The 18772-nt window shown below is 37.8% G+C and carries 15 protein-coding genes; 8 read left to right on the forward strand and 7 right to left on the reverse strand.

Going from position 1 to position 18772, the window contains the following annotated elements:
- Positions 1-21 precede the first annotated feature (21 nt).
- From ileS to EZ456_RS08630, 6 genes are all read left to right on the forward strand, one after another.
- Positions 22-3423 (forward strand): isoleucine--tRNA ligase, encoded by a 3402-nt coding sequence (gene ileS, locus EZ456_RS08605; protein WP_131529236.1) that lies wholly within the window; start codon positions 22-24, stop codon positions 3421-3423.
- A 30-nt stretch (positions 3424-3453) separates the two neighbouring features.
- Positions 3454-3837: a TraR/DksA family transcriptional regulator gene (locus EZ456_RS08610; protein ID WP_109930839.1), complete on the forward strand. Its 384-nt coding sequence runs from the start codon at positions 3454-3456 to the stop codon at positions 3835-3837.
- Positions 3837-4439, forward strand: coding sequence for a lipoprotein signal peptidase (locus EZ456_RS08615; protein ID WP_131529238.1), 603 nt, complete (start codon positions 3837-3839; stop codon positions 4437-4439). The genes EZ456_RS08610 and EZ456_RS08615 overlap by 1 nt, the downstream gene beginning before the upstream one ends.
- Positions 4440-4612: 173 nt before the next feature.
- Positions 4613-4849, forward strand: coding sequence for a hypothetical protein (locus EZ456_RS25305; RefSeq protein WP_131529240.1), 237 nt, complete (start codon positions 4613-4615; stop codon positions 4847-4849).
- Positions 4850-5008: 159 nt separating this feature from the next.
- A complete protein-coding gene (locus tag EZ456_RS08625; RefSeq protein ID WP_225876501.1) occupies positions 5009-5461 on the forward strand; it encodes a DUF4269 domain-containing protein in 453 nt (150 codons plus the stop codon).
- 238 nt (positions 5462-5699) lie between these two features.
- Entirely contained in the window at positions 5700-6380 is a 681-nt protein-coding gene (locus tag EZ456_RS08630; RefSeq protein ID WP_131529244.1) for a 3-keto-disaccharide hydrolase, read from the forward strand.
- A gap of 171 nt (positions 6381-6551) precedes the next feature.
- Here the strand turns inward: EZ456_RS08630 and EZ456_RS08635 are convergent, their stop codons facing one another.
- From EZ456_RS08635 to EZ456_RS08650, 4 genes are all read right to left on the reverse strand, one after another.
- The gene (locus EZ456_RS08635) at positions 6552-6911 is read right to left on the reverse strand and encodes a ribosomal maturation YjgA family protein (protein ID WP_131529245.1); all 360 of its coding nucleotides are present in this window, start codon (positions 6909-6911) and stop codon (positions 6552-6554) included.
- A 103-nt stretch (positions 6912-7014) separates the two neighbouring features.
- The gene (gene odhB / locus EZ456_RS08640; protein ID WP_131529248.1) at positions 7015-8256 is read right to left on the reverse strand and encodes a 2-oxoglutarate dehydrogenase complex dihydrolipoyllysine-residue succinyltransferase; all 1242 of its coding nucleotides are present in this window, start codon (positions 8254-8256) and stop codon (positions 7015-7017) included.
- A gap of 89 nt (positions 8257-8345) precedes the next feature.
- Positions 8346-11141, reverse strand: coding sequence for a 2-oxoglutarate dehydrogenase E1 component (locus EZ456_RS08645; protein ID WP_131529250.1), 2796 nt, complete (start codon positions 11139-11141; stop codon positions 8346-8348).
- A 210-nt stretch (positions 11142-11351) separates the two neighbouring features.
- Complete coding sequence (locus EZ456_RS08650; RefSeq protein ID WP_131529252.1) at positions 11352-12626, reverse strand: DASH family cryptochrome; 1275 nt, start codon at positions 12624-12626, stop codon at positions 11352-11354.
- A 170-nt stretch (positions 12627-12796) separates the two neighbouring features.
- Here EZ456_RS08650 and EZ456_RS08655 point away from each other — a divergent pair, with 170 nt between their 5' ends.
- Together EZ456_RS08655 and EZ456_RS08660 are read left to right on the forward strand one after the other, a co-directional pair.
- Positions 12797-13699, forward strand: a complete 903-nt coding sequence (locus EZ456_RS08655; protein ID WP_131529254.1) for a TIGR01777 family oxidoreductase — start codon at positions 12797-12799, stop codon at positions 13697-13699.
- Between the two features lie 63 nt (positions 13700-13762).
- On the forward strand, positions 13763-15103 hold the full coding sequence (locus EZ456_RS08660; protein ID WP_131529256.1) for a cryptochrome/photolyase family protein: 1341 nt from the start codon (positions 13763-13765) through the stop codon (positions 15101-15103).
- Here EZ456_RS08660 and EZ456_RS08665 read toward each other — a convergent pair.
- From EZ456_RS08665 to EZ456_RS08675, 3 genes are all read right to left on the reverse strand, one after another.
- Positions 15093-15962 (reverse strand): FKBP-type peptidyl-prolyl cis-trans isomerase, encoded by an 870-nt coding sequence (locus tag EZ456_RS08665; protein ID WP_131529258.1) that lies wholly within the window; start codon positions 15960-15962, stop codon positions 15093-15095. The two genes, EZ456_RS08660 and EZ456_RS08665, sit on opposite strands and share 11 nt — an antisense overlap.
- A gap of 162 nt (positions 15963-16124) precedes the next feature.
- Positions 16125-16571: an FKBP-type peptidyl-prolyl cis-trans isomerase gene (locus EZ456_RS08670; RefSeq protein WP_131529260.1), complete on the reverse strand. Its 447-nt coding sequence runs from the start codon at positions 16569-16571 to the stop codon at positions 16125-16127.
- 379 nt (positions 16572-16950) lie between these two features.
- Positions 16951-18744: an acyl-CoA dehydrogenase family protein gene (locus EZ456_RS08675; RefSeq protein ID WP_131529262.1), complete on the reverse strand. Its 1794-nt coding sequence runs from the start codon at positions 18742-18744 to the stop codon at positions 16951-16953.
- Between the last annotated feature and the right edge of the window lie 28 nt (positions 18745-18772).

Here is an 18772-nt window from a genome sequence, read left to right on the forward strand (position 1 = left end):
ATTTTTTGAGGTACTTGATTGATGTATAGCGAATTTAAACAATTGGAACTTGCCAAAATAGGGCAAGAAATACTGGATTTTTGGAAAAAGGAAAATATCTTTGAAAAAAGTATTTCTTCCCGTCCTAAATCTAATCCGTTTACTTTTTACGAAGGGCCACCGTCTGCCAATGGCATGCCGGGAATCCACCACGTAATGGCGCGTGCAATTAAGGATATTTTTTGCCGCTACAAAACAATTAAAGGTTATCAGGTTAAAAGAAAAGCTGGTTGGGATACGCATGGTCTACCTGTTGAGCTTGGAACTGAAAAGGAATTAGGGATTACTAAAGAGGATATTGGTAAAACTATTTCTATTGAAGACTATAATGAAGCCTGTAAAAAAACAGTGATGCGCTACACTGATGTGTGGAACGACCTGACTGAAAAAATGGGCTATTGGGTAGATATGGATGATCCATACATTACCTATAAGTCGAAATACATGGAATCGGTATGGTGGCTTTTGAAGCAGATTTACGATAAAGGATTAATCTATAAAGGTTATACTATTCAACCCTATTCTCCAAAAGCTGGTACAGGATTGAGTTCGCATGAGGTAAATCAGCCTGGAGCTTACAGAGATGTTACCGACACCACAATTGTTGCTCAATTTAAGGCTATAGCTGGCACATTACCGCCATTTTTACAAGCATTTGGCGATATTTATTTGATGGCATGGACAACTACTCCATGGACTTTACCATCAAATACTGCTTTAACGGTTGGACCAAAAATCGACTATGTTTTAGTCAAAACTTTTAACCAATATACATTCTTGCCAACAAATGTAATTTTGGCAAAAAACCTGGTTGGAAAGCAGTTTAGTAAAATTTTCTTCGAAAGTAACGAAGCAGAAGATTTTACAAATTTTAAAGCTGGCGACAAAAAAATCCCTTATCAAATACTTGCCGAATGCAAAGGAAGTGAGTTGGTTGGCATTAGATATGAACAACTTTTAACTTACGCATTGCCGTACCAAAATCCTGAAAATGCATTTAGAGTAATTTCAGGAGATTTCGTAACTACTGAAGATGGTACTGGCATTGTTCACACTGCCCCTACTTTTGGTGCAGATGATGCTAAAGTAGCTAAAGAAGCCATTCCGGAAGTACCGCCAATGTTGGTATTAGACGAGAATGATACGCCCGTTCCATTAGTGGATTTACAGGGTAAATTTACCAAACATGTTGGCCCTTTTGGAGGCAAATATGTAAAGAACGAATATTACAATGTCGGCGAAGCACCTGAAAAATCGGTTGATGTAGAAATCGCTATTTTATTAAAAGAAGAAAATAAAGCTTTTAAAGTAGAAAAATATGTTCACAGTTACCCACACAGTTGGAGAACGGATGAGCCACTTTTATATTATCCCTTAGATTCATGGTTTATTAAAGTTACAGATGTTAAAGACAGAATGTTCGACCTTAATGAAACCATTAACTGGAAACCAAAATCGACTGGCGAGGGTCGGTTTGGAAACTGGCTAAAAAACGCCAACGATTGGAATTTATCACGTTCGAGATACTGGGGAATTCCTTTGCCAATCTGGAGAACGGAAGATAAAAAAGAAGAAGTGTTAATTGGTTCTGTTGAGGAACTTTATAATGCCATTGAAAAATCTATAGCAGCTGGTTTCCAAAAAGAAAATCCTTTTAAAGGATTCGAAATCGGGAACATGTCTGAAGAGAACTATGATTTGATCGACTTACATAAAAATGTTGTCGATAAGATTATTTTAGTATCTCCATCAGGTAAACCAATGAGCCGCGAAAGTGATTTAATTGATGTTTGGTTCGACTCTGGTGCTATGCCTTATGCGCAGTGGCACTACCCTTTTGAAAACAAAGAAACCATTGATGGAAATGAAGATTTCCCTGCAGATTTTATTGCCGAAGGTGTAGACCAAACCCGTGGCTGGTTTTATACCCTGCATGCGATCTCTACATTAGTTTTTGATAAAGTAGCGTACAAGAATGTAGTTTCGAATGGACTGGTATTAGACAAAAATGGACAAAAAATGTCTAAACGTTTGGGCAATGCTGCTGATCCATTCCAAACCATTAATGAATATGGTGCCGATGCTACACGTTGGTATATGATTTCTAATGCAAATCCTTGGGATAACCTAAAATTTGACATTGATGGAATTGCTGAAGTTCGTCGTAAATTCTTCGGAACCCTATACAACACCTACGCTTTCTTTGCTTTATATGCTAACATCGATAAGTTCGAAATCGATAAAAATAATCTAAGCAAAGTTGAAGATAGAACAGAGTTAGACCGTTGGATTTTATCGTTGTTGCAAACCTTAATCAACGAAGTGGATGAAAGTTATAATACATACGAGCCAACGAAAGCAACCCGTGCTATTCAGTCTTTTGTTGATGAACATTTGAGTAATTGGTACATCAGGTTAAGTCGCCGCCGTTTCTGGAAAGGCGAAATGACCGATGATAAACGTGCAGCTTACGAAACACTTTATACCTGTTTAGAAACATTAGCACAGTTGATGAGCCCGGTTGCACCTTTCTTTGCTGATTGGTTATACAGAAACTTAACGGTTACCGATGCACATGCAGAGCAGTCTGTCCACTTAACTTTATGGAAAGAGGCTGATCAAAGTTTGATCGATACCGATTTGAATGAGCGTATGGTTTACGCTCAGGATATTTCATCAATGGTTTTATCACTGCGTAAAAAATCGAGTATTAATGTTCGCCAGCCTCTAGAGAAAATCTTAATCCCATCGTTAAGCGGCGATTTCGAACAAAAAATATCGAAAGTAGCTGATTATATCCTTTCAGAAACGAATGTTAAAAATATCGAATTCATTACCGATACGCATGGCATTGTTAAGAAAAAGCTTAAACCTAATTTTAAATCTTTAGGTAAAAAAGTGGGTAAAGATATGGGTCTGGTTAAACAGGCTTTAGAAAATTCCAATCAAGATGATATTCAACGTTTAGAAAATGATGGTTTCATTATCGTAGTTGGAAGCAGCGGAGAAGAATTTACCATCAATTTAAATGATGACGTGGAGGTTTTTGCTGAAGATATTCCGGGATGGCAGGTTACCAATCTGGGTAGCTTAACGGTTGCTTTGGATGTTACCATCTCTGAAGAGTTGAAACAAGAAGGTATTTCGCGCGAGCTGGTTAACCGTATCCAAAATTTACGAAAAGAATTAAACTTTGAAGTAACCGATAGGATTAAAGTTTCGTTACAAAATGATAACTTGGTAGCCAGCGCAGTTGCCAAAAACAAGGATTACATTTGCGCGGAAATATTGGCCGATGAATTTGAATTAACAGATACTGTAAATAATGCAAACAAAATCGTTATCGATGATGTTGAATTAAGCATTTCAGTAACTAAAATATAAATCCATATATTAGAAAATTAGATAAAGAACATGGAAAACAGCAACAAAACACGCTACTCAGACAGTGAATTACAAGAATTTAAAGAATTAATTCAAGATAAATTACGCAGTTCTAAAGAAGAACTTAATTCATTAACAACTTCTTTAAGTAACCCGAACGCAAACGGAACAGAAGATACTTCAGGTGCTTATAAAACACTGGAAGATGGTTCTGCAACAATGGAAAAAGAGCAGATCAATCAATTGGCTGCCCGTCAGAAAAAATTTATTGATAATCTGGAGAACGCATTGGTGCGTATCGAGAACAAAACTTATGGTATTTGCCGCGAAACAGGTAAGTTAATTCCAAAAGAACGTTTACGTGCTGTACCTCATGCAACTTTAAGCATGGAAGCTAAATTAAAGCAGAGTTAATGAAAGGCTATACAAAACCTTTAATTATAATATTTTTGGTTTTAATGGCCGACCAGCTGGTTAAAACCTGGGTTAAAACGCACATGTACCTTGGTCAGGAGTTCCATATTATTGGGAAATGGTGTATTATACATTTTACCGAAAATAATGGGATGGCTTTTGGAATGGAATTTGGTGGTGAATTTGGCAAATTAGCCCTATCACTTTTCCGTATTGCCGCTGTTGCAGGAATTGGTTATGGCTTACATTATCTAATTAAACATAAATATCATCGCGGTTTAATCTTAAATGTTGCGCTGATTTTTTCTGGCGCATTAGGAAACATTATCGATTCTGTATTTTACGGAAAGATTTATGGTTACGAAAGCTGGTTTCACGGTCGTGTGGTAGATATGTTTTACTTTCCAATTGCAGAAGGTCACTTCCCTACCTGGATTCCAATTTGGGGAGGCGAAGAGTTTGTTTTCTTCAGACCTGTTTTTAACCTCGCAGATGCTGCCATTTCAGTTGGCGTGATACTGATCCTAATCTTCCAGAAAAACTACTTTAAAGAAGATGTAAAGGATGATGTGAGCATCAACAGCGAGATTGTAGAAGATTAATAAAGTAACTCGTCTTGCTGAACTTATTTCAGCATCTATCTAGGAAGACCCTGAAATAAATCCGATAGCTATCGGATCAGGGTGACGAAAATACAAAAAGCCCATTTCTTAACTGAGGTGGGCTTTTTTATCTATAAATCCTATTGGTTGGTGTCACACCGACCAATAAAATAATGAATTCGTCATTGCGAGAAGGCTTTTTCAGCCGAAAGCCTGCCCCGATTTTCGGGGAAGCAATTTTTATTGCAAGACTCGCAAGTATGAAAGATTGCTTCATCGTTCCTCCCCTCAATGACGACGGTAATAAGATTTTTGGAAAGCAGGTACAGCAGCAAATATCAAAGCCTGTTCCCGCTATCCTTTCTGCCAATGCAGCTTGTGCGCTAACGCGGTTTTATCAAAAAAACTGAGACAGAATTAAAAAGCATTGGCATTCATACTATCGGGTTTAGTAACTTTGGGTACTGCAAGAAACAAAGATTGAAAACCACTGCCAATAACAAATGATCAACTTCCTTAATATATCTTATCTACAGTTAGGTAATGAAAGGCAACAGAGGGCTTATCAGGTGCTAATTGATAATGGAATTTTAGAAAAGCTTTCTCCCTATTATCCAATTCTGGTTGGAACCATTCCAATCAATGTCGATATCGAAAACAGTGATTTGGATATCATTTGTGAAGTACTGCATAAAGATGAATTTATCGGTCAATTAAATAAATTATTTGAACATGAAAAAGATTTCGCTATTTCTGAAAGTCCTAAATTCAATGCAACCAAAGCCACCTTTTTGATGGGCGGATTTGAGATAGAAATATTCGGACAAAATATTCCAACCATACAACAAAATGCTTATCGGCACATGCTTATTGAATACAAATTACTTTTAGAAAAAGGCGAGAAATTTAGACAAGAAATCATTGATTTAAAAAATCAAGGTTATAAAACTGAACCAGCTTTCGCAAGATTATTGGGGATCGAGGGAGATGCTTATGAGGCATTGCTGAAATTAGGATATTAGCGAGACCAAGGTCATGAGGGGTATCGTCATTCCCAACTTGATTGGGAATCTTAAAGCTTCATACATGGCTCTTTAATCTTTCTATTTCATTAGGATTGCCAGTCAAGCTGGCAATGACGATCATTGTTAAAGCTATTGCAAAAGATGTACCCATACGATTGGCCTCCGCACGAATGACTGCCGTACTTTTATAATTACTGAATAATATTATATTTGGAATACAAAAACCAAATATATCATGAAATTCTACTACGCCTTTTTACTACTATTTGTTATTAGCAACTCATCATTTGCACAAAAAAGCCTTTTTAACGGAAAAAACCTAAACGGTTGGCATGTAGATGTACCCGCAATGGACAAAAAGCCAGATACCATTAATCCATTTATTATCCGCAATGGGATGCTCGTAAGTTTAGGAACGCCAGGCGGGCATTTAATAACCGATAAAATTTATAAAAATTACCAGTTAACGGTACAATATCGCTTTGCCGGCAAACCTGGTAACTGTGGCGTTTTGGTGCATGCCTCAACCCCAAGGGCATTGTACGGTATGTTTCCGAAATCGCTGGAAGTTCAGATGCAACATAAAGATGCAGGCGATTTTTGGTGTATAGAAGAAGATATTACAGTTCCAGATATGGTTAGCAGACGTGGACCTAAGGAAAACTGGGGAGTAAATGGGAATAAACTCCGTCGGATTAAAAATTTAACAGATGGCAGTGAAAAACCTCTTGGCGAATGGAATACCATGGTTATCCAATGTTTGAATAACGAAGTTAAAGTTTGGGTAAACGATACTTTGGTCAATTATGGCTCAAACTGTACTGTAGCTAGCGGCCAGATTGCATTACAAGCAGAAGGTAGTGAAGTAGAATTTAAACAATTGGATTTAAAACCAATTAAAGCATTAACAAAATAAAATGAGCACTTTGGCGTAGTATAAAAAGAAATCGTTAGTCGGGATTTGCAATCCCGTTTTTTGAGCTAAGGATTTTTAATCCTTGGTAAATGGATTCATTAATATAACTGTTAAAATAGATTGCAAATCTAAAGAACAATAGGTCCCGCAAATCCTAACTGACACGTTAAGTCAATCCTTAAATAACAAACAAATCAAATAACCTACAAAGTATGCCAGTAAATCGTAATAACTAAAGGAAGTTCCTAAAACAATACTCATCAACTTATTATGCTCTAGGCCCAGCCAGGTAACGTAATTTACTTTTTGCAAAAACTCAATGATAAAAGAAAAAATTAAAATACCTAAGGCTAACTTCTTATTATTGGTTTTAAGAAAAATCCTAAAGAATGCGTAAATCAAGATAATAACCAATACATCGCCACCAAACGGACGAATAAATGCGTCATGGAGACATTTCCCGATCAAGACTTCAATTACGAAGATGGCCAGAAAAATAAAAAGAAATTTTGAGTTGAACGTTAATTTCATGTATCGGGTATAAAAAAGAAGTCAAGTTTTTATAGCACATTGGCCATTAAAACTTGACTTCTTTCTAAACATATAAAGTCCCGATTTATCGGGATTTAAGGACCTAGATGCCTAATAACAATCTAGCCGGATCTTCTAACAATTGTTTCACACGAACCAAGAAACCAACTGATTCACGTCCGTCGATAATTCTGTGATCGTAAGATAAAGCAACGTACATCATCGGACGGATTACCACTTCACCTTTTTCAGCTACCGGGCGCTCAACAATGTTGTGCATACCTAAAATAGCTGATTGTGGCGCATTAATAATAGGAGTCGACATCATTGAACCAAATACACCACCGTTGGTAATGGTAAAAGTTCCACCAGTCATTTCTTCTAATGTTAATTTGCTATCGCGAGCTTTTAAAGCCAATTCTAAAACCGATTTTTCGATCTGCGCTAAAGTCATGCTTTCTGCATTGCGGATTACCGGAACCACTAAACCTTTTGGTGCAGAAACCGCAATCGAAATATCAGCGAAATCGTTGTAAACCAATTCTTCGCCTTCAATACGGCCGTTAACTGCTGGGAAATCTTTTAAAGCTTCGGTAACTGCTTTAGTGAAAAAGCTCATGAAACCTAAACCAACACCATATTTTTCTTTAAACTGGTCTTTATATTTTCCGCGTAAATCCATAATTGGCTTCATGTTAACTTCGTTAAAAGTAGTTAACATTGCGGTTTCATTTTTAACGGCAACTAAACGTTTTGCAACGGTTCTACGTAGTGGAGACATTTTCTCACGACGTTCGCCACGGCTACCTGCAGGAGCAGCAGCTACAACAGGAGCACTTGCTTTTGGTGCTTCTGGCTTTTTACCCGCTTCAGCTTTAACAGCATCATCTTTAGTAATACGGCCATCAACTCCAGTACCTTTTACCGCACCAGCATCAATTCCTTTTTCTGCAAGAATTTTACCAGCCGCAGGAGAAGGAGTTCCTGTAGCATATGAGTCTTTAGTCACAAGTCCTGAATCCTGAGTCTTTGGGGCCTCAGCTACCGCCGTCGGAGCTTGTGCATCAGACTTAGGACTTTCGACTTCTGACTTTGGACTAGCAGCTGCACCACCATCTTCAATTTTACAAACTACTGCACCAATGGCTAGGGTATCGCCTTCGGCTGCTATGGTTTTTAAAGTTCCAGCTTGTTCTGCGGTTAATTCGAATGTTGCTTTATCCGATTCTAATTCGGCAATAACTTCATCCATTTCAACAACATCGCCATCGTTTTTTATCCAACGTGATAAAACAACTTCGGTTATAGACTCACCAACAGGTGGAACTTTTATCTCTAAACTCATAATGTAATATATATCTTATAATCTTCTAATGATCAAATTTCAATAATCAATTATCAAACGCTATGCTCCAAACGCATGGCCTCATGCTCTTAATCGATCTGAACTAATTTTTTTGTTGCTTTTTTAGCAATATCCTTTACATCTTCCGTTACCGCAATTTCTAAAGCTTTTGCTAAAATATAAGCCTGTTGGTTAGCATGTTGTTTTGCAAAACCTGTTGCAGTACTGCTGCTCTCTCTCCTTGAGATTACATCAATGCCTTTCAACGCTGTTTTGTACAACCTTCGGAATAAATATGGCCATGCGCCCATATTTTCTGGTTCTTCTTGTACCCAGAAAACTTCTTTAGCATTTTTATATTTCTTCTGGATGGCTTCCATCTGATCAACTGGAGTTGGGTACAACTGCTCTACGCGAACCAAGGCTACATGTTTCAATTTATCAGCCTGTTGTTTCTCCAATAACTCGTAGTAAATTTTACCGCTACAGAAAACAATACGCGTTACATCTGCAACTTTAACATTTACATCGTCAATTACTTCTTTAAAACCACCTTCAGTAAATTCTTCTAATTTAGAAACACAAGCCGGGTGGCGCAATAAACTTTTAGGTGTAAATACAACCAATGGCTTACGGAAATCGCGTTTAAACTGACGGCGTAAAACGTGGAAGAAGTTTGCCGGAGTGGTACAATTTGTTACCTGCATGTTATAATCGGCACAAAGTTCCATAAAACGCTCAATACGTGCTGATGAGTGCTCTGGCCCTTGACCTTCGTAACCGTGAGGCAATAACATGACCAAACCGTTTTCGCGTTGCCATTTGGTTTCGGCACTTGCAATATATTGATCGATAACAATTTGTGCGCCGTTAAAGAAATCGCCAAATTGTGCTTCCCAAATGGTTAATGCATTTGGATTTGCCATGGCATAACCATACTCGAAACCTAAAACGCCATATTCTGATAAGTGCGAATTGTAAATATCAAATGGTGCCTGTTGATCTGAAATGTTAGCCAATGGTACATATTCTTCCTCACTATCCTCAAGGGTTAACACCGCATGACGGTGAGAGAATGTTCCTCTTTCTACATCCTGGCCGCTTAAACGAACGCGTTTACCTTCTGATAACAAAGTACCATAAGCCAGCTGCTCGCCCATTGCCCAGTCGAAAACATTGGTTTCGTTAACCATTTTGCCGCGTTCAGCAAATAGTTTTTCGATTTTTTTGAAAAACTTTTTATTGGATGGCAAAGCAGTAATGCGCTTGCCAATTTCCAATAAAGTAGATTTTTTAACCGCAGTAACTGGTGAAGTTTCGAAATCTTTAGGTGTTGCCATACGCAAATCCGCCCATGCACCACCAAATTTAACTTCAGTACTGCCAGCAACAAATTCTTTAGCTTCGTTTAAGCGTTCCTGCAAAATACCACGGAAATCTTTTTCCATTTCTTTCGCTAAACCAGCCTCTAACTTACCTTCTTTGGTTAATTGCTCAATATAAATTTCCCTTGGATTAGGGTGTTTTTCAATTGTTTTGTACAACAATGGCTGCGTGAATTTAGGCTCATCAGACTCATTGTGACCGAAACGACGGTAGCAAAGGATATCAATAAAAACATCGTTTTTATATTTCTGACGGTATTCCATGGCCAGGTTAATCGCATAAACCAAAGCTTCAGGATCATCACCATTTACGTGGAAAACCGGAGATAAAGTTACTTTAGCAATATCAGTACAATAGGTACTGGTACGGGCATCTTTATAATTGGTGGTAAAACCAATCTGGTTATTAATCACCAAATGGATTGTTCCACCGGTTTTATAACCTTCAAGACCTGCCATCTGAATCACTTCGTAAACAATACCTTGTCCAGCAACTGATGCATCACCATGAATCAAAATTGGTGCTAAACGACTGTTATCGCCACCATATTTGAAATCAATTTTCGAGCGGCTCATGCCTTCTACCACACCATCAACCGTTTCTAAGTGCGATGGGTTAGGGCATAAACTTAGGTGAACGCTTTTGCCCGAAACCGTAGTCACATCTGTAGAATAACCTAAGTGGTATTTTACGTCGCCACCAAATGGAGTATCTGGATTGTAGCTTTTACCTTCAAACTCAGCAAAAATATCTTTATACGTTTTTTGCATGATATTGGCCAATACGTTCAAACGACCGCGGTGTGCCATACCAATTACAAATTCTTCAATTCCCAGTTCAGCACCTTTTTCAATTACTGAATCTAAAGCAGGAATTAAAGCTTCTGCGCCTTCTAATGAAAAACGTTTTTGGCCTAAGAATTTTGTGCCCAAGAAATTCTCAAAACTTACTGCCTCGTTTAATTTCCGGAGAATACGTTTTTTCTCATCGATTGAGAAATTAGGGGTATTACGCGCACTTTCCATTTTTTGTTGAATCCAGTTCAACACTTCAGGTGTACGTAAAAATTTATATTCTGCACCAATTGAGTGTGCGTAGGTTTGTTTTAAAAAAGCTACAATATCTTTCAATTTTGCGGCACCGATACCAATCTCTACACCAGAGTTGAAAACGGTTTCTAAATCTGCATCCGACAATCCAAAATTTGCAAGATCTAATGTTGGCAAATGTTTACGTCTTTCGCGTACCGGATTGGTGTGCGTAAACAAGTGACCGCGGCTACGATAGCCATCAATCAGGTTTAAAACATTAACCTCTTTTAAAAATTGTTCAGGAGTTTCTGCGGTTACTGCTGGAGCTTCTGATCCTCTTCCAAAATCGAAACCTTCGAAAAATTTCTGCCAACCAAACTCAACAGACTCGGGATCTTGTTGATACGACTGATATAAAGACTCTATATATTCGGCGTTTGCGCCATTAAGATAAGATAATTTATCCATTATTAACTGTTTACTATAAGCATTACAAAATTAGAATTTTACCTTATATAAATGGCAAAAATCTCGATTAAAATGAGAATTATTGAATAACAAAATTATTGAATGATAGAATGATAAAAATACAAAGCGTATTATCGATCAAATTTCAAATTCAATCATTCAAAACCCATTCATTCAACACTCAATCATTCTATAATTCAATCACTACAATTAAGATGCCCAAGTTAAGGAGTAATTGCCTTTCGGATCGAGGTTTTTGATATTTTTATCTAGGTCGAAAACACTTTTTGATTTCTGATCGTTACCTACACCGGCTATATTAGCCCAGTTACCCCAATTACTTGCGGGATTGTAATCGATCAGTTTTTCTTCAAAATATGCTGCGCCAAAAATCCAGCTTACTTCTAAATTATTAATCAGATATAAAGCGGCAGTTTGCCTGGCAATATTCGAGATAAAACCGGTTTGATTTAGCTCCGTCATCACCGCATCTACCACAGCAAAACCTGTTTGTGCATTCTTCCATTTATTGAAATTATCCTGCTCATTCGCAATGTCAATTAGCCCCTGGCTGCCAAACCCATCCGGACTAAAAAATGTATTGCCGTATTTCTTAAACATGAAACGGAAATAATCTCTCCAAAGCAGTCCCAATAAAATATGATTGAACATGGCTTTGGTATTGGGCACACCTTCCATCTTTTTGATTTCCCAGTAAACTTTTCGTGGTGATAAACTGCCCATGGCCAACCACGCCGATAATTTTGAAGCCAGAATTAAATTCTTGGTTGTTGCGGCCTGTTGCATCGCCACAATCACTTTTTGGAGATGAGCCAAACCTTCGGCCTCGCCACCAACAAATTCAAAATCAGAACGCTGGTCTTTTTGCTGTGGCAAAAGATTAAGGTCTTCTAACGATGATAATACACCCCAATCAATCACTTCGGCAACGTTAATCCGATCAGGTGCTAAAAAACATGGCTTAATAATCGAATCGCGTTCAATTTTCTTTTTAAACTGGTTAAAAGCATCAGGAATATCCTTAATGGGAAAAGGTAAATCTTCCTTATTATATAGGGTATGACCGATAAAATGTTTAAGGTTAATGCGTAATTTCCAAAGTGCGTTTTCTACCAAAGTTGAAACATGCGTTTCCTCCCTCGCAACTTCGCGGTGATGGTAAACTTCGGTAATCTCATATTCCTGAGCAAGTTGAGGAATAATATCTTCGGGGTTACCTTCAGCGATAAGCAAGTTACCACCAATTTTTTTTAAAGAATTGCGTAAACCTAAAACACTTTCTAAAATAAATTGCGCTCTAATATTACCTGTTTTTAATGTACCGTATTTTGTTTCGCCAAAAGAACGACGATCGAGAATGTAAACAGGCAAAATCGCATCAGATTTAGCAATCGCCTCGACCAGCATTTCGTTATCATGCAAGCGAAGATCATTTCTAAACCAGACTAAAATTTTTTTGGACATCTTTTATTGAAAAGGGTGTAAGAACGCGTTTACAAATTTATCTTATTTTTCCTCTTCATCAAACCCCTAAATAATTCTTTACAAATAGGTAACAAAAGAATTAGAACTAAATTAATATCGTTTTAAGTGATGCCCTAAAAACCCTTTTGTATCTTTATTGTTTTAAAAAGATGGCAGAGAAGATTCTGATTACCGGGGCTACAGGACTTGTGGGTACTGAGCTGAAAAAGCACTTGCTAAGCAAGGGTTACGAGGTGAATACGCTTACCCGAAAGAAAGACAACGATCCGAATAATTTTGTATGGGATGTTTACGAAGGAACTATTGATGCTGATTGTTTGGATGGTGTAAATGCCATTATTCATTTAGCAGGAGAGCCAGTAGCCGATAAAAAATGGACCGATGAACGCAAAAAACAGATCATCGATAGTCGCGTTAAATCAACAGAATTACTCTTTAAAGCCATTAAATCTCTACCCAACCATCAGGTAAAATCCTTCATTTCTGCTTCAGCAGTTGGTTTTTATGGCGATTGTGGTGATGAAATTTTAACAGAAGAAAGCCCAAATGGTTACGGTTTTTTAGCTGAATGCTGTAAATTTTGGGAAGATGCTGTAGACCAAGGCAAAAAACTAAGCCTCCGGATTGTAAAACTCCGTACCGGAATCGTTTTAAGTAATCATGGAGGGGCTTTACCACAACTCGATAAACCGATAAAGTTATTTGCCGGAGCAGCTTTAGGCACCGGCAAACAATGGACTCCCTGGCTGCATATTGATGACATGGTAGAAATGTACATTGAGGCCCTAGAAAATCTTAAAATGGAGAATTGTTATAATGCTTGTGCTCCTTTTCCTGTCACTAATAAAGCGTTAACCAAAGCCATTGCTAGACAGCTGCATCGTCCTGTTTGGCCGATCAAGGTTCCCAAAAAGGCGTTGGAATTGCTATTGGGAGAGCGTGTTGAAGCCGTTTTAATGAGCAACAACACCTCAGCACAAAAAATTCTAGATGCAGGATTCAAATTTAAATTCACACATTTGAATGATGCTTTGAAGGATCTGTACCCCTAGCCCCTAAAGGAGAAGCGAGTATATAATTCAAGAGCAAAAAACTCAGTAAGACTAATCTAATTTATGCAAAACAATATAAACGATCGAAAGGCAAAGTCCCCTGTAGGGGGGGTGGGGGTCTTTTGGTTCCGCCGGGATTTACGCTTAGCAGATAATGCCGCTTTATATCATGCCCTTAAAAGCGGTTATCCGGTTTTACCATTGTTTATTTTTGATCAAAACATATTAGATAAACTTCCAAAAAACGATGCCCGGGTAACCTTCATTTATCAAACCATTGAAGATTTAAAAAAAGAACTTCAGCAATATGGATCAGATTTATTGGTAAAATACGGCAAACCCGAAAAAATATGGCCAGAAATTTTAAAGGAATATGATGTTAAGGGCGTATACAGCAATCATGACTATGAGCCTTATGCTCGTGAACGTGATGATAACATGGCCGAATTTTTAACCAGCGAAAAAATCGTATTTAAAACGTATAAGGATCAGGTTATCTTTGAAAAAAATGAAATCCTAAAAGCAGACAAAACACCTTATACCGTCTTTACACCTTTCTACAAACAATGGCATGCCAAGCTGAACGATTTTTATGTAAAAGCTTATCCTACCAAAAAATACCTTAAAAATCTATTACAAAGCAAACATCTGCCCCACCCAGGTTTAAATGAAATGGGCTTTGAAAAGAGCAAGCTGGATTTTCCGAAAATCAGTTATACAAACAAACTCGATGATTACGCAAAAGAGCGTGATTTCCCTGCGCTTGATGGCACCACACACATCGGCCTGCATTTGCGTTTTGGAACGTTGAGCATCCGGAAAGCAGTTAAGGATGCATTGGAAACGAAATCGAATGTCTGGCTTTCTGAATTGGCATGGCGAGAATTTTATATGACTATACTTTGGCATTTCCCCTACTCAGCTTTCGATTCGTTTAAAAAACAGTACGATAAAATTAAGTGGCGCAACAACGAGGCTGAATTTAAAGCCTGGTGCGAGGGCAATACAGGTTATCCGATTGTAGATGCAGGGATGAGGCAGCTTAACCAAACCGGCTGGATGCACAACCGCGTACGAATGGTTGTGGGTAGTTTTTTAGCCAAACATTTACTAATAGACTGGCGATGGGGAGAAGCCTATTTTGCCGAAAAGTTATTGGATTATGAAATGGCAAGCAATGTGGGAGGCTGGCAATGGGCTGCAGGATCGGGAAATGATGCCGCACCTTATTTTAGGGTTTTTAATCCTGAACTCCAAACCAAAAAATTCGACCCTAAGTTCGAATATATTAAAAAATGGGTGCCAGAATTTGGGACAAAAAAATATGCCCAACCAATAGTTGAGCATACATTTGCAAGAGAAAGGGTTTTAAAAACTTTTAAAGAAGCTTTATCTAATTCGTAACCTTTACAATTTCAATATCAAAATCTAAAGGAGATACTCCATTCGCTAAATCAGAAGGGATAATCAAACGAAGCTTTCCGCCAGCAGTTACTTTTCCTGGTAATATTAACTGCCAACCTTTATATAGATTACTCAAAACATCAGTAAATGTTCCATCGGTACTACTTTGCAAAACTGTTCCATCCAAATAACGCACAGTGTAATTAGCAACGATTGTAGAGTTCACATTAATTACATCTGTTCCCGTTCCAGGTGTAGTAATGCTATAGCGGGCTCTAGAAGGATCTTTAATCAGTGTTAAATTATTATTGGCAATGAGTTTATTGATTTCAAATTCATCTATTTCATGTCTTTTCGATTCAGGATAAATACCCAAATCGACAAGAATATTTTCATTTGATCCAATATTCAAAAAACTTACCCCGTTTTTACCAAAAGCCATGCTAGAAGGCATAATTAAAGTTGCTTTGCCGCCTCTTTTTAATTTGGTTAACACTTCTCTGATTGGCGTAAATACATACGATACACTATTAATTGTAAATCGATCTGTATAGCCCAAAAAAGTACCTGGAATCATTAAATCAGATGTTTGATTTAGTACCTGTCCAGATAAAGTTTTAAACGTATAAGAATAATAAACCGAATCTTGGTTTTTAACAACATCACCAGTACCTGGTGTCGTAACTTTATAATAATAGCCTTTTGTATCCTTATCGAAGCTAAGGTTATTCTTTTTAAGGTACGCTTGAATAGCGGCATCATCTACAACTTCAATAGACTCATATTCCTTTTTACATGAGCTGAAGATTGTAGTAGCCAGTAAAAGTGCGAATAGGCTAAGTTTAGTAAATTTGTTCATTTATTATTGTACGTCTGTAAGTGTTATTGTTAAATGTAGCATATCAATAGAATAATACGTTTAAACTTAACTATCAATCGCAAAAATAAGCTTTTAATATGGATGCTACAATTTTTAACCTATTTTAACAAATAAGCCTATTGTTAACACTGAAGAATAAACCTATTGTGTGTTCGAAAGCTGAATTGTAAAATCCAATACCGAATTACCTGGAATAGAACCTACGGCTCCGCTTCCATAACCTAAACTTGGTGGAACAATTAATCTGATTTCGCCGCCTTTTTGAATTTTAGGGATACCGATTCTCCAACCTGATATTAGCTCGGCAAGGTTAAAGGTCTGCTCTTTACCCCCACCATTATCAAATACATTTCCGTTTAATAACCTTCCTTCATATTTAATGGTTATTTTGGTATTATTTGGATAAGTGAACGAACCCGAACCAGGTTTAATCACTTGATAATATAAGCCAGAGTCGTCTCTAACCGCATTAATATTATTTTTTTTGATAAAATCTGTAATCTGTTTTTCAGCATCTTCATCTTTTTTGCAAGATGAAACCACAGCTACACATAAAAGAAGTATCGTAAGAAATCTAAATTTAACCATGCGCGAAAATAGGATTTTAATAACATAAAGCTAGGCGTTATGATTTTTGAATTTCTTATGGACTACTACAAGAAAAAACCAAGAGGAATCGTCATTCCCAACCCGATAGCTATCGGGTTGATTGGGAATCGTAATACTATTAGCTTTAAGATTCCCGCCTGCGCGGGAATGACGACCTTCCTACTGAAATCTTTCTATGGTAGCCTGTCGAAAGATTTGTAAAATCCAGCTTAAAGTGTTTCGACAGGCTCAATATGACAAACTAGGATGAGAACTACCTTTAGGATACAACTTATAGATTATAAGCACATAAAAAAAGGTTTAGTGTCTGGGTTAATGCACCCAGGCCCTAAACCTTAAACCCTACACCTTTAGCCTTTTAAAAAATATATTTATTTGCCTCAATAAGCTGTTGTGCAACTCTTTGGCGTGCATCTTTAACATTAAACGGCTCTACTTTTGTAAAACGGCGTAAACCAACCAACATCATACGTTGCTCATCACCATCAGCAAAAGCCCAAAGTGCTTCTTTACCTGCTTTGGCAGTACCATCAACCGCTTCTACTAAATAAATTCTTAATAGGTCTAATTGACCCGCAACTGCTTCTTCGCCGCGGGTACTTGCCAATTTTTCTGTTCTCAATAAAGCCGATTCGAGCACATAAACATAACCGGCCATGTCGGCAATGTTCATTAAAATTTCCTGCTCTTTACTTAAAGTCATCATTAACTTTTGAACGGCAGCACCAGCCACCATTAAGGTTGCCTTCTTCAAATTCGATAATACCTTTTTCTCTGCAGCAAACAGAGTGGTATCTTCTTCACCAAAATCAGGGATGCTCATCAGTTCGGCTGCTACGGCTGTGGCGGGTGTCATTAAGTCCAATTCACCTTTCATGGCACGTTTCAGCATCATATCAACGGTTAACAAGCGGTTAATTTCATTTGTACCTTCAAAAATCCTGTTAATACGTGCATCACGATAAGCCCTGTCCATTGGTGCATCAGCAGAGAAACCCATACCGCCATAAATCTGTACGCCTTCATCTACTGTATAATCTAACGCTTCAGAGCCCCAAACTTTTAAAATGGCACACTCTACTGCAAATTGCTCAACAGATTTCAGTCTTGCTTTACCAGATTCCATTCCACCTGCAACCAATTGGTCGTAAGTATCATCAATATTCTGACCGGCACGATAGTTCGCAGCATCAACAGCATATAACTTTGAAGCGATTTCTGCAATTTTAAAACGGATAGCCCCATACTTCGAAATCGGGCGTCCAAACTGGATCCGCTCATTCGAATAATTAATTGCAGTATTTAAAGTTGCTTTTGAAGCCCCTATAGCCGCAGCTGATAATTTGATACGGCCGATATTTAAAATGTTTACTGCGATTTTGAAACCATTTTCTCTATCACTCAACATATTCTCAACAGGTACCTGGCAGTCGTTAAAGAAAACCTGACGGGTTGAAGAACCTTTAATACCCATTTTATGTTCTTCAGGATTCATGGTGATGCCACCGAAATCCTTCTCCACAATAAATGCAGTTAAGTTTTTATCATCGTCAATTTTCGCGAAAACAATAAAAATATCAGCAAAACCACCATTAGTGATCCACATTTTCTGACCAGTAATGATGTAATGTTTACCATCTTCGCTCAACTGAGCTTTCGTTTTACCAGAGTTTGCATCCGAACCTGAGTTTGGCTCGGTTAAGCAATATGCTGCTTTCCATTCGCCAGAACCTAGTTTTGGAATATATTTTGCTTTTTGCTCTTCATTACCATAATATAAAATCGGTAGCGTACCAATTCCGGTATGCGCAGAAAGTGCAACAGCAAAAGAGTGGCCAGCACCCACCACATCTGCAACTAGCATTGAAGTGTTGAAGTTTTTACCGAAACCTCCGTACTCTTCTGGTACCGAAACGCCTAAAATACCCAGTTCGCCAGCTTTGGTTAAAAGTGTCGGCATTAACTCAGGGTCTTCCTGTTTATCAATTTTATCTAAATTGGGATAAACTTCTGTGGCCAAAAAATCGCGACAGGTTTGCGCAATCATCTGCTGCTCTTCATCAAATTCTTCAGGGATAAATACCTCCTGATAAGTGGTATCTTTAATTAAAAATTCGCCACCTTTAATTGTCTTTTTTTCAGTTGTTTCCATTGTTATGAGATTTGAGAAATGAGATTTG

It is taken from the genome of Pedobacter psychrodurus, assembly GCF_004331735.1.
Classification (GTDB): domain Bacteria; phylum Bacteroidota; class Bacteroidia; order Sphingobacteriales; family Sphingobacteriaceae; genus Pedobacter; species Pedobacter psychrodurus.